General features: G+C 39.3%; 16 protein-coding genes and 1 pseudogene. 4 read left to right on the top strand and 13 right to left on the bottom strand.

The window, feature by feature from the left end; translation table 11 throughout:
* Window positions 1–8 precede the first annotated feature (8 nt).
* From QSJ37_RS14995 to QSJ37_RS14980, 4 genes are read right to left on the bottom strand one after another with little or no spacing between them, the layout of a single operon-like run.
* Window positions 9–1,298: a hypothetical protein gene (locus tag QSJ37_RS14995; RefSeq protein ID WP_285755914.1), complete on the bottom strand. Its 1,290-nt coding sequence runs from the start codon at window positions 1,296–1,298 to the stop codon at window positions 9–11.
* A 13-nt stretch (window positions 1,299–1,311) separates the two neighbouring features.
* The gene (locus QSJ37_RS14990) at window positions 1,312–2,061 is read right to left on the bottom strand and encodes a PP2C family protein-serine/threonine phosphatase (protein WP_285755913.1); all 750 of its coding nucleotides are present in this window, start codon (window positions 2,059–2,061) and stop codon (window positions 1,312–1,314) included.
* Window positions 2,054–3,955 carry an AAA family ATPase gene (locus QSJ37_RS14985; protein ID WP_285755912.1) on the bottom strand — a complete coding sequence of 634 codons (1,902 nt, stop codon included), beginning with the start codon at window positions 3,953–3,955 and terminating at the stop codon, window positions 2,054–2,056. The genes QSJ37_RS14990 and QSJ37_RS14985 overlap by 8 nt, the downstream gene beginning before the upstream one ends.
* A gap of 45 nt (window positions 3,956–4,000) precedes the next feature.
* Window positions 4,001–4,594: a 4Fe-4S single cluster domain-containing protein gene (locus QSJ37_RS14980; protein WP_285755911.1), complete on the bottom strand. Its 594-nt coding sequence runs from the start codon at window positions 4,592–4,594 to the stop codon at window positions 4,001–4,003.
* Window positions 4,595–4,820: 226 nt separating this feature from the next.
* On the opposite strand from QSJ37_RS14980, the gene QSJ37_RS14975 reads away from it, so the two are divergent.
* Complete coding sequence (locus QSJ37_RS14975) at window positions 4,821–5,369, top strand: hypothetical protein (protein ID WP_285755910.1); 549 nt, start codon at window positions 4,821–4,823, stop codon at window positions 5,367–5,369.
* Window positions 5,370–5,713: 344 nt separating this feature from the next.
* Window positions 5,714–6,634 carry an aldo/keto reductase gene (locus QSJ37_RS14970; protein ID WP_285755909.1) on the top strand — a complete coding sequence of 307 codons (921 nt, stop codon included), beginning with the start codon at window positions 5,714–5,716 and terminating at the stop codon, window positions 6,632–6,634.
* A gap of 5 nt (window positions 6,635–6,639) precedes the next feature.
* Here QSJ37_RS14970 and QSJ37_RS14965 read toward each other — a convergent pair whose 3' ends face one another.
* From QSJ37_RS14965 to QSJ37_RS14935, 7 genes and pseudogenes are all read right to left on the bottom strand, one after another.
* Window positions 6,640–6,828, bottom strand: coding sequence for a hypothetical protein (locus QSJ37_RS14965; protein WP_285755908.1), 189 nt, complete (start codon window positions 6,826–6,828; stop codon window positions 6,640–6,642).
* Complete coding sequence (locus QSJ37_RS14960) at window positions 6,794–7,027, bottom strand: YqkE family protein (RefSeq protein WP_285755907.1); 234 nt, start codon at window positions 7,025–7,027, stop codon at window positions 6,794–6,796. The genes QSJ37_RS14965 and QSJ37_RS14960 overlap by 35 nt, the downstream gene beginning before the upstream one ends.
* Window positions 7,028–7,515: 488 nt before the next feature.
* Window positions 7,516–7,815: pseudogene (locus QSJ37_RS14955) on the bottom strand (NAD(P)-binding domain-containing protein); the annotation flags it as partial.
* Window positions 7,816–7,836: 21 nt separating this feature from the next.
* Window positions 7,837–8,763, bottom strand: a complete 927-nt coding sequence (locus QSJ37_RS14950; protein ID WP_285756158.1) for a cation diffusion facilitator family transporter — start codon at window positions 8,761–8,763, stop codon at window positions 7,837–7,839.
* Window positions 8,756–9,082: an ArsR/SmtB family transcription factor gene (locus QSJ37_RS14945; RefSeq protein WP_285756157.1), complete on the bottom strand. Its 327-nt coding sequence runs from the start codon at window positions 9,080–9,082 to the stop codon at window positions 8,756–8,758. The genes QSJ37_RS14950 and QSJ37_RS14945 overlap by 8 nt, the downstream gene beginning before the upstream one ends.
* A gap of 248 nt (window positions 9,083–9,330) precedes the next feature.
* On the bottom strand, window positions 9,331–9,570 hold the full coding sequence (locus QSJ37_RS14940) for a YqkC family protein (protein WP_015864395.1): 240 nt from the start codon (window positions 9,568–9,570) through the stop codon (window positions 9,331–9,333).
* Complete coding sequence (locus QSJ37_RS14935) at window positions 9,560–9,898, bottom strand: iron-sulfur cluster biosynthesis family protein (RefSeq protein ID WP_285755905.1); 339 nt, start codon at window positions 9,896–9,898, stop codon at window positions 9,560–9,562. Before QSJ37_RS14935 ends, QSJ37_RS14940 begins: the two co-directional genes overlap by 11 nt.
* Before the next feature lie 89 nt (window positions 9,899–9,987).
* Here QSJ37_RS14935 and QSJ37_RS14930 point away from each other — a divergent pair, with 89 nt between their 5' ends.
* Entirely contained in the window at window positions 9,988–10,200 is a 213-nt protein-coding gene (locus tag QSJ37_RS14930; RefSeq protein ID WP_285755904.1) for a CDGSH iron-sulfur domain-containing protein, read from the top strand.
* Window positions 10,201–10,206: 6 nt separating this feature from the next.
* On the top strand, window positions 10,207–10,410 hold the full coding sequence (locus QSJ37_RS14925) for a YqzH family protein (RefSeq protein ID WP_285755903.1): 204 nt from the start codon (window positions 10,207–10,209) through the stop codon (window positions 10,408–10,410).
* 26 nt (window positions 10,411–10,436) lie between these two features.
* Here the strand turns inward: QSJ37_RS14925 and QSJ37_RS14920 are convergent, their stop codons facing one another.
* Window positions 10,437–11,225 carry an SDR family NAD(P)-dependent oxidoreductase gene (locus QSJ37_RS14920; RefSeq protein WP_483313603.1) on the bottom strand — a complete coding sequence of 263 codons (789 nt, stop codon included), beginning with the start codon at window positions 11,223–11,225 and terminating at the stop codon, window positions 10,437–10,439.
* Complete coding sequence (locus QSJ37_RS14915; protein ID WP_285756154.1) at window positions 11,216–12,187, bottom strand: MBL fold metallo-hydrolase; 972 nt, start codon at window positions 12,185–12,187, stop codon at window positions 11,216–11,218. The genes QSJ37_RS14920 and QSJ37_RS14915 overlap by 10 nt, the downstream gene beginning before the upstream one ends.
* Between the last annotated feature and the right edge of the window lie 120 nt (window positions 12,188–12,307).

Genomic DNA, 12,307 nt, shown 5'->3' with positions numbered 1-12,307 from the left:
TCATCCATTTACTTAATGACATCAACAGTGATCTCACTAATCCAAACCATTTTTCCTGATTCTTTTTCCAATACTCGATACCATACACGGCCGTTTATTTTTTGCGAGCCGTAATAATCAAAAATTGTTCCTTTCTTTGCCTGTTTAAATATCGTTTTTTTATTTACTGAAGGCTCCGTTCTCAGATTCGCATAAAGAGATTTTACACGAACTTGCCCAAGCGGCTTTTCTGCAGAAGCACTGGCGTCGATTGCCTTTTTGTCTATTTGTTCTTCAATCTTCGCAGCCAACCAATGATAAACATTCATGTTGTTCATAAAAGCAGCTGTCCAAATATAGCCAAAAAGCGAAAATACAACGAGAAGAAAAAAGCGTTGTCGCTCTACATAATTCACGAATGCCGGCAGTCGAATGGTTAATCGGGCAGGGATAAAGTTAAATCTCGGCCCAACAATGAAACCAATCAACGCCCCAAACATTGCCATCAAAAAAAGCAAATGCAACTCTCTTAGTTTCATAAAATTAAATTGATTTGGCAGAAAACCAAATTCCTGTGCAAAGCTTACTAAAACGAAAAAAACGATATAGCCGATTTGCACACTTACGGAATATAAACGCAAATAATGGTTTAACTTTGCCAACCCTAATGCGAATAGTAACGCGGATGCGCCAATAATGCCCAATTCAATTTGTTTTGAAACAGGCAAAAGCATCTTAAGAATGAGCACGAACACGAAAGAACCAATAAGGGCTCCACCCCATTGGAATGTCTTAGCTCGCTTATTGTCTTTATCTTCCATTTGCGAACTGCGTATTCGCTTATACTCTTCAATAATGTCTGGATGAGGATGAAGCTTGATATAATTCCTAAATGCCTCAGCTATATTGTCCTCATCCGCCGTCAATACAACTTGTATTTTGCGGTACAATCCTTCATTGGTTTTCTTCAGCTCGTCTAATTGTTTTTTAGAAATGATGTCAACGCGATAGTTGTCCGATTGAATGTTTTCATTCGATTTTGTTAGAAAATGTTGAAATTCTTCATATAACGTTTCTAATTTTCGATATTCTTGCTGGATGTCAGCAATATTGTTCTTATCGATATGAATATTTTGCAGTTTTGCTTTTAGCTCCTTTGCGCGAGGTGTGATAAAATGGTATTGTTCAACATTTTGAATCACTTGATACTCAGGTGTTTTTTTAATTTTTTCAATTAATGCATCCGATAATTTTTGGCTTTTATTTGATATTGCGGAAAGGAGAAGCAGCATATCGAACGTTTCTTTCTTTATTCCCATATGTATCCACCTTTCAATTGTCGCGCTTGATGAGAACAATCGTAATATTGTCTGCCCCGCCACGATTTTTTGCTAATTCCACAAGTTGTTTTCCTTGTTTTTCAAGCGGTTCATTGGAAGATAAGCACATTTCGATTTCTTCATCCGTTACATACTCGGTTAACCCGTCACTACAAAGCAAAAACACATCACCTATTTCTGGAGGAGATAATAGTTCCGCTATTTCAACTTCGACATTCTTTTGACCAAGAGAACGCAACAAAATATTTCTTTTTGGGTGATGCTGCTTTTCTTCAAACAAAATTTGTCCTGCAGCATATAACATTTCTACTAAGCTATGATCCTTTGTAAGTCTTTTAAAAAATGGACGCCGAAATCGATACACTCTACTGTCTCCAATATGAAAGATGGTTATTTTATGATTATTGCATAAGACTCCCGCTAACGTTGCTCCCATCCCTCTCGTTTCAGGATGTCGTTCCATATGCTGAAATAGTTTATTTTGTATATCATGTTCAATAAAATGTTTTAGTTCCTCTTTGCTTTGAATATGTTTTCGTGTTGCAAAACTTTCTAATGCAAGAAAGGAAGCGATTTCCCCAGCATTTTCCCCTCCCATTCCATCAGCCACAACGGCAATAAAGTCACTCAAGACCTCTATTTCATAATCTCCTTCTGTAATAAGAGCACGGTTTACCACGAATCCATCTTCATTATTCTGGCGAACTTTTCCAACATCCGTAATTCCATAAATTTTATACATATGTCACATCACACTCCATCTCAATGACACCATCTTTTTCAAAAATCTGCTGAACGGTCAATTGGCAATTTCCTTGGATGTTATGGTCATATAAATATCGTGACAAAGGATTGATGAAAGTTGATTCAACAATGTTACCAATTCCCCTTCCGCCATTTTCTAAATTGGCCAACGCTTTTTTAGCGATATATTGCTTTGCTTCGTCACTGATACGAAGGTCGATCTTTTTCTGTTCCATTAAAATGTCAGTAATTTTCTTTAATTGGTGCTCTAGAATTAAAGCAGCAACATCTTCACGAATGTAATCAAAAACAACAATGTTATCGCCAATTCTGTTTAAAATCTCCGGACGTCCTAATTCTAATGTGAAATAATCTTTGATAGCGGATAAAATTTTTTCTCTTATTTCCTCGTAAGGCATATCTGGTGTCACATTCAATGTACGATGGCCATATTCATCTTTTGTATAAATTCCTAGATTACTTGTAAATATAATAAGAGATTCTGAGAAATAAACCGTTTCTCCCTTTCCATCCGTCATCCGTCCGTCTTCTAATATTTGTAAAAACTTATCAAATATAGAAGGGTGCGCTTTTTCAATTTCATCAAATAATAACACAGAAAACGGCCGCTCTTTTACTGCATTTGTAAGCTGTCCTCCCGCTTCATACCCGACATACCCCGGAGGGGCTCCGAGAAGTTTCTGATCGGCATGACTTTGCTGGTATTCACTCATATCGAAACGTTGGCAAAACGATTCATCACCAAATAAAAGCGCAGCAATGGTCTTCGCTAATTCCGTTTTTCCTGTACCGGTAGGGCCGGCAAAAAATAAAATTCCTTTTGGTTTACTTGAATGAGAGGAGTGATGAAGCCCTGATAAACCTGTCACAGCCCGCTTTAAAATGTCCAATGTTTTTGTAACCGCCGCTTTCTGTCCTTTTACACGTGATTCAATAAAAGATTGGGCATTTTTTAATTTCTCAATTCCTATTTCTTCCCACGGGCTTTCTTTGACGCCATGTTTATACAGTCGAATAGCTTCAGCAATTTTACGAATATGAATTTTTTCTTGGCGACAAAGCATTCTTAAACCATTCAGTTCAATGTTTGTAAATCCCTCAGTTAAATCGATAAATTGCTGTTTTAATTTATTCTGCTCCTCTGGCGTCACATCTTCAGCACCGATAAAGCCGCGAAACTGACTTTCAATAAAGCGAGCTCTTGTCTTGCGGTCAGGCTTTGGAATATGCAATGTCTTGACATAAGGATTATCAAGATAAAACCAAGCTGGAATATCATTAACTTTATTGCATATAAGAAACAGCAGATTATTGACATGTTGGTTTGTATGCTCGATCCGATGTTGTTTTCGCTTTTGCGTCGTCAGTAGCAGCCGGGAATAAAATTCCCGTTCTTCCTCACTTAAATTTTGCGGCGATGCAATATAACGAGAAGACAAATTTAAAATGACGGCCACTGGATGGCTGTTTGTATCCATTGCTTGACGAATCATTTCGGTTGCACGGTTAATAGTAGCTTTATATGTTTTTGTAACTTGCTCTAGTTGTCGAGAGCTTGTTAAAGCAGGATGCGAATGGCTTTCTCTTCCTTTCGCCAATTGTAAAAACTGTTTTAAGTGGTCGGCATTGTACTCATTATAAAATCCGTCAATATGATTATAAAAAACTACTGTACCATATCCCTTATTCAACAAATATTGATATAAAAAATAATCGAGATGGTTAATGGCCCATTGTTTTTCCCCGTTTTTTTCTATTTGATAGGCATGTAAATCAAAAATATTCCCTTCTAATATGAAGGTGGTTTTAATTGATTTAAAGCGGTCCAGCTCTAGTTCCCATGCACTAGGACTTAATTGTTGCTCAGACACCTTCTTTTTGCCCCCCAAATGATTTGTATGTGTAATAGATTGATCTTAAATGTTTTCAAGATTTTGCTTTATTTGAACTCCATAATGGGAAAGTTGTTCAGCAAGTCTTTGCTTTGTGTGTTTCATGGGAATTCCGATAGCGATTACGTTGTCGTGAAAAAACACAGTTTGTACACTTCTTTTTCCTTTTAAAAGCAGTTCGTATCTTTCGCGATATTTTTCATTTAAAATATGCACCTTTTGATTCGCTGAACCTCTTAATGGTTTGTTATCATTTTTTTCTTCGATATATTTCCCATCAATAAGCACGGAAATTGTGTTTAATATACGATTCACATTTTCATTCTTCCAGCTCTTCAACTGTCGGAGCGTATACCCTGAATAGATCAATATATCATCCGTTATTTCTTCATGAATAAATGATACAAGCTCTGCTAGTTCATCAACTTGTTGGAAAGGTTCACCTCCTGTAATCGTCACGCCATCAATCGGCTGATGAATGGATCGTAACATTTGAAAAATAATTGACATTGGTAAATCTTTGTCACGATTCTCTTCCCAAAGTTCTGGATTCGAACAATTTAAGCAAGCATGTGGACAGCCGATCGTCCAAATACCTATCCGTTTTCCAAATCCCAACGTTTCAACTGGGTAAAAAATCCTTTCAATTTGCATAGTCATCATCCCTTATTATAAATTAAGGAAGTATTAGTATTTAAATGAAAAACTAGCATAATTTATTTATAATAATGTTATAATACAATTTTAAAAAAATCTATGACCTTCTTCCTAGATACATTTATTCAAGCACTCGAGATGAAGTTAAACTCCTACTACCACATACAAAAAAGGGTGAATCTGGATCATGGAAAGATGGATGAACATTATTGACTACTTTTTAATTGTTTTCGGGGCTTTAATTGCATATGGAACATGGAAACATAATGAATCAATTGTTGATGCATTTTGGTTATTAGCAACAGCAGTTGCCATACTTTTAAGCAAAAGATACAATAGCCGTTTCTGGTCAATGATTGCATACTTAGGCACTTCTTTCTATTTCTTTTCTGCATTGTCGAAGCCGCTGCATTTAAATGTATTAAGCATGGTTCTTTTTGATAAAGAAACTACCCTGTTTTTTAGTATTGTTGCTTTGATTACAATGGCCAGCTTTTTTCTTCAGCTAACAACTTACGGCTTATCATTTATGTGGGCTGTTTTTTATGTTTTAAATATTTATGTAACATTGTCTCAACATGGCACAAAAGAATTTATTGATTATTATAATTCTAATTCCGTCATTTATTTTATAATTCAGAACTATATGTCAATCTTTTTGCTATCTTTCATTGGTTGCTGTTTTATTGAATACCAGTTTATAACACGAAGACAAAATCGAAGATATTTTGTTTAATTTCACATCCTGAAGATGGAGCAATGGCTCGGCTCGATGCCAAGATTCGGAAGCAAACGCGCCTTTTGAAGAAGCTCTGGAGTTGATCGATATGATTTTGGAAGTAGGAAGACAAAGCGCAGAACAGATTCCTGCCGAATCAGAGCGTACATGAGCCGATTCCCCTTTTCAGAGGATTCGGTTTCGTAGGTGGGGCTATCCCCTAGGAATCATGACAGTGTGGGGAAGCGAATATTGCTCAAGCACGGGGATAAAGCAGTATGGAAATTTAACGAAATGGATTTACATAGTAGTGCAGAGATTCATGGAATAAAAAACAATCATTAAGGAAAGGGATGTCTAACATGAAAAAGCGCCGCATCGGCTTATCGGATTTATATGTCAGCGAAATCGGGCTCGGCTGCATGTCGCTTGGCACTGACGAAAAAAAAGCGATTCGCATTATTCATGAGGCGTTAGAACGCGGCATTAACTATTTAGATACGGCCGACCTTTATGACCGCGGACTAAATGAAGAATTTGTCGGAAAAGCAATCAAAGGAAAACGCGATCAAGTCATCCTCGCAACAAAAGTGGGCAACCGCTGGGAAGACGGAAAAGACGGCTGGTTTTGGGATCCGTCCAAAAAATACATTAAATCGGAAGTAAAAGAAAGCTTGCGCCGTCTGCAAACGGATTACATTGACTTATATCAGCTTCACGGCGGTACGATCGATGACCCGATCGACGAAACAATTGAAGCGTTCGAAGAATTAAAACAAGAAGGGGTGATCCGCTATTACGGCATTTCCTCGATTCGCCCAAACGTTATTCGTGAATATGTAAAACGTTCCAATATCGTCAGCGTCATGATGCAATACAGCCTGCTTGACCGCCGACCAGAAGAGTGGTTTCCGCTTTTGCGCGAACACAACGTCAGCGTCATCGCCCGCGGACCTGTCGCGAAAGGATTGCTCACAGAACGTCCTCTAGAGGCGGCGAGCGATTCCGTCAAGAAAAACGGCTATCTTGATTATACATATGAGGAACTGCAGACGCTGCTTCCAAAGTTAAAAGCGAAAACGGCCGAACACCGTTCGTTCACCGCAACGGCGCTGCAGTTTTGTTTATATAATCCGGTTGTTGCCGCTGTCATTCCAGGAGCGAGCAGCGTTGAACAGCTCATCGAAAACGTAAACGCTGCTTCCGCCCCACGCTTAACAGAGGAAGAATATGAATGGCTCCGTCAGCATACGAAAGCTTCCGTATACGAAATGCATCGATAGGATACTTACAACGATGCGGAAAGAGAACTTTCTCTTTCCGCAATACACATCCGAAAGCGAGCAAACAGCATGATTGGCGTCCGAAAATTCGCCGCAAGAAAAATCACGCTTTGTACGCGGATTTCTCCGCTCTCCCATAAAACAGAATATCTCCACGATTTACTTAAAATTCCGCCAATCCAAATTGCTCTCATTCAGCAGCTCTTCAAATGTTTTTTGTTGTTCACGTTTGCGCTGCTCCTCTCGTCTCCGTGCTTCTTCCTCCTCTTTTTTTCGCTGTTCTTGTTGTTCCAATTCCCGTTTTTTCTCCTTCAGCTTAGCGAACAATTCCTCATTTAAACGATCCTTCAGCGTAAACAATTCGTCTGCTTGATTTTTTTGTTTCTTGTTCACACCTATCCCTCCAATGTATAAAACGTTGTTCATTCTTCCATGATAAAAACAAACACTTTCAAGAAAAGGAGTTAAATGAAATGGCAAAAAACGGCTCACAAAAAGGAAAATCAACTGCCGATACCGTAAAACAAACAATCGCAAAAGAAGAATTAGAAAAAGCGATTCATCCAACAAAACGCCAAAACGCTCAGCAATAAAGAAAAGCGAAGGCGAGCTGCTTAACCGCGAAGGGCAAATGTTCTTCTCCCTCAGGGTGCTTGCACCCTGAGGGAGAAGGTTATTTGGCAGAAGAAGGCTAGCCGTCGAAGCTAGACAATAAGAAAAGCGAAGGACAAGCAGAAAAAGAGCATTTATTTAATTTTTAAAATATCATTTATCAAATACTCCGCATCATCACCCACTCCTCCAATAAGAGCGGATCCTCTTCGATACTGCCATGGTAATCCTAAGAAATACAATCCTTTCACAGAAGTTACCCCTCTTTGGACTTCTGTGTTCAGATGAACAGGCAACTCATATTTCTGAGCATAATCCTCTAAATAATCGGCAATTTCGTCCTTGGTTGGATATCCGTTCTGGTCGCCCATTAAAGCCATTCCTGGCAAGGAACTAAACCAACGAGGAGTAAAAAGAACTAAGGAATCATAACGATTTCTCCAAACATCTCCGATTCGATCTTCCTTGCCAACAATGGCAAACAATATATTCTTTTGTTTCAAATAATATCCCATCGCTAACCCTGCTTGGCCCGCACCAATAACAAGAACATCGACATTGTGTTGCATTTCAACCAGCTCCGAAAGGGGTTAGACCTTCATTTCCCCGTGATGGATTTTAGAAGTTTCAATTTGAATGGTTGTATGCAGGATCTTAAATTTTTCTTCAATAATATGAATAGCATCTTGTAAAACCTTTTGGCTGTCTTGATCATCTTCAATGAGCATATGGCAGCTTAATGAATCCAGGCCTGATGTAATCGTCCAAATATGAAGGTCGTGAACATCAATCACTCCTTCAATACTTTCTAAGGCTTTTTTTACTTCATTTTGGTCAATGGTAATTGGCGTTCCTTCCATCAAAATGTGAACCGTATGCTTAATCACTCCACAAGCGCCCTTCAAAATTAACAAAGCAACCAATACTGAAATAATGGGGTCTGCCATATACCAATCAAAGAGCCACATTACGAATCCCGCGACAATGGCCCCGACAGAACCTAAAGCATCACCGATAACGTGAAGATAGGCGCTACGAAGATTGACATTATTTTTCACATCCCCTTTTCTCATTAACACCCAAGCACTTAAAAGATTGGCAAAAAGACCAACGAATGCAATCAGCATCATAGAGCCGCTAGCAACTGTTGGAGGATTGTAAAATCGTTCAATTGCTTCCCAAATAATAAATCCAGCGATTACAAACAAGGTAACTCCATTAAAAAGAGCTGCCAATATTTCAAAGCGGTAAAATCCATAAGTTTTACTGGGCGATGCCGGCTTGGTCGCAAACCAAATAGCCACTAAGCTAAGAACCAATGAGCTGGCATCACTAAGCATATGGCCAGAATCAGATAGTAAAGCTAGACTATGGGTAATTAACCCCCCAAAGAACTCCAATAACATAATTCCAGCGGTAATGAGAAGCGCAATCGTAAGCCCTTTTTTATTGCCTTCTCTGCCCAGGTCGTGGTGATCGTGGCGGTCGTGAGAATGATGGTGGTGATGACTATGCATCATCAAACGCCCCCTTATGTTCAGAATGGTGAATGGCTTGCATTAATAAAGAAATTACGTGTTCGTCATCACAAGAATAAAGCAATGTTTTTCCCTCACGGCGATATTTCACTAATCGTAGATTTCTCAACATGCTTAATTGATGGGAAATTGCCGATTGAGACATTTCCAATACTTCAGCAATATGGTTTACCGAACATTCTTCTTGCGACAATAAGTAAAGTATCTTGATTCGTGTTGGGTCAGCCAACGCTTTAAAAATGAGTGATACACTTTCAACAGCTTCAGAAGACAAAAAAGAATGTTTATTTTTGTTCATCATACATAACCTCTCTTATAAAAACTAAATATGAGCATATGTTCATATATAATTATTTAATCAAAATAGGTTTTTGTCAAGTTAAGGAAAATATAGCTTTAGACCCCCCTTTTTAAGGAGTATAGGAGTTTATAAAAAGTACAAATGCAAGGTAATTAGTATAAAGCCAGCTTATATATCTAGAGGTTATAAAAATATGCATAAAAAAGAGGGTGTCCCAAAAGTGATCCTTTTGGGGCACCCTCTTTTTATAAAATTTCCGTGATATTAGGCATATGCTCATCCATCCACGCTATTGCTTCATCTAGTGTGGCAAATTCTTTTGTCTCAAAAGTCATTTCATTTTGCAAAAGCCAGACGTCTTTTGGCTCATGATAGACGCCGGCAATCGACCAATGCAGCAAACTGTACGGGTCATTTTCATGCAAAAATGATACCCATGTTTTTTGCTTCGCTACATTGGCGATTTGTTTCAGCTTATCTTTCATGCCGCTCACTCACTTCTATAAGCGGCATGCGTGGATTTAAAATTTGTCCAGGGCTTTTCAGCAAAAAACTGCTCGTCCCTTCGACAACGTCGATCGTCATCACATCATCATAGAAGATGAGACGGGACTTTTCCACAAGAACAGGAACGAAATTCGTCTCGACAGCGATATCGTCCTCATCCGCCTCATCAACGAGCCATAAGGCAATGACACCGTCAACGAGGCATCCGCATCCATCTGTGTCATATTTTAGCTTCAACATTCGCCCTGTTTGCGCTAAAATAGGAGTGAGCTGTTTGGTCGCTTTATCTGTAAATGTAATATTCACGCTACACGATGCTCCTTTTCTTCTTGTTTCTGCTCCTATTGTACCTACATATGCAAATTGCTGTCAAAATAAAAAGGAGGAATTCAATCATGCCAAAAGTGCAAATTAAAGTGAACGATAACGGCTCCTATCGCATTACTGGCGATGTAGAGCTTATTGATGCGGAAGGAAATAAATTTGTAACCAAACAAACCTTTTCGCTTTGCCGATGTGGGCTGTCCAACAATATGCCATTTTGCGACGGTTCCCATAAAGGCAAATTCCACTCTGTTGTCCGCGCCACTCCATCCGAATCGCAATGATAGGAAGTGGCATTGTTGGACGAAAAATGGCTTAAAAAACTTATTCGCAACTGCTTTGTTCAATATGGGCATGATACGGAATGCCTGCCCCTTAATGACTCAGAATGGAAACAGTTATGCGAAAAAATTTTATTAGAAAAAACAAACCATGAAGATATGGATATGTACGAAATTGTGCATGATGTCATTTATGAATATATAACGAAATAACACTCCTTGTTATGCAGCAAGGAGTGTTATTTTTTGAAGAATGCACGTTTCCCGACTTTCTCGACCACGGATGGAAATAAGCGATAGAGTTGACTCCCAATATTCATCCAGCGCGGCATATTTACTTCCCTTGTCGGCGTCATCATAATCGAAACGACCTGTTTTGCTACTTTTTCCGGCGAAAGCATCCATCGTTCCACATTTTTTACGTATTCTCCTGATTGGTCGGCTACATGGAAAAAATTCGTCCGAATCGGTCCTGGGTTCACAGCAGTAACAAAAATCCCGTACTGTTCCGCTTCCATCCTCAAGCTGTTCGTAAACCCAAGCACCGCATGTTTTGTAGCAGCATATACGCTCGATTTTGGCGTTGCCAATTTTCCAGCTTGTGAAGCAATATTAATAATATGGCCGCTTCGCCTTTTTTGCATATGTAAATATACTATTTTTGTACAAGCGATTAAACCGAATACATTGACAGCAAACATGGCTTTCATTTCCTCAAGATCAATGTCTTCCACATTGCGAAACACGCCAAAACCTGCGTTATTTACCAATACGTCAACCGTTTGGACATCACGAAATAATTGTTGAAACACCATTTCTACCGCATCTGTATCACTCACATCCAACCGATAATAACGTGGCGAAATGCCATATGTATGTTCAATTTGTCTTGCCACCGCTTTCAACTTTTCTTCATTTCTGGAAAGCAACACCGGCAGCGCCTTTTGGCGTGCCGCTTCATAGGCGATCTGTTCGCCGATGCCGCTTGACGCTCCAGTAATGACGATATGTTTGCCTTCTATCCGCAAATAGATCCCTCCATCGCTTCATAAACGTAATAATCATTTACTTTTGTCTTTCTCACTGCGCCGTTCTCTTCTAAGTAATCGAGCTGCCCAATCGTTTCAGACATCGTTAATATAAACTCTTGTTGATATACAGTAGGAAATAGCTTTTGGCAAACTTCAAATACCGTATGCGGTCTTTGCTTGAGCATATCGAGCACTTGCTCGGCACGTTCGCGTTGTTTACGGAGCCGTTTTTCAATCAATGCAGATACGTCTGTCACATCCTCGCCATGTCCCGTCATGACAAAAGAAATGTCGTAATTCCGCATTTTTAGCAATGAAGCGTTATACTGCAGTAATGGTTTCGGGCGCTCCGTTTCTCCTGGAAAAGGCGGCTCCATCAATGGATTTGGCGAAATATGTAAAAGCAAATGATCTCCGCCAATCATCGCACCGTCCGTTTCGCGGTAAAACACAACATGGCTTTGGGCATGTCCCGGTGTTTCAATCACTTTCCAATGCGGCAAGCCGGGCAGCAAATCACCTTCTTTGACCGTAGCGGTAAGCGGTCGATGGCATGCATAGCGGAGCGAGCCCCGTAAATTTGGAAGTTCGGCAAGAAACAAACGATCCACGCCGCATTCTAACAAAAACTGTTCAAAAAATCGTTGATGTTGTTGAAAAAATGTTTCGTCCTGACGAAGCCAGCGATCTGCTTTCTGATGGCCAATGACTGGAATTGAATCTGGTAAATAATCGAGCAAGCCGACATGGTCAGGATGATGATGGGTAATGACAACTTGATCAATGTCGGAAGGAGTATATCCAATTTGACGAAGCTGCTGTTGAAACGAGCGCCACGCCTCTTCTGTTTTTACTCCGGCATCAATCAGAGTCAAGCTATCTCCTTTAATCAAATACATGTTTACATTTCCAACCGGAAACGGCGTCGGCACGACGATGCGATAAATATGTTCATTCATCATCGACAATCCCTTTCTAATGATATATTTATAAAATAAATCGACAATAATGATATTTAACAGTTTACACCGATTTTATCGGTTTGTCATTTTTTTCGAATAATTCACAAAAAAAATTAT

This window comes from Parageobacillus sp. G301 (assembly GCF_030268025.1).
Lineage (GTDB): Bacteria > Bacillota > Bacilli > Bacillales > Anoxybacillaceae > Parageobacillus_B > Parageobacillus_B toebii.
This window is presented reverse-complemented; position numbering and strand designations above follow the sequence as displayed.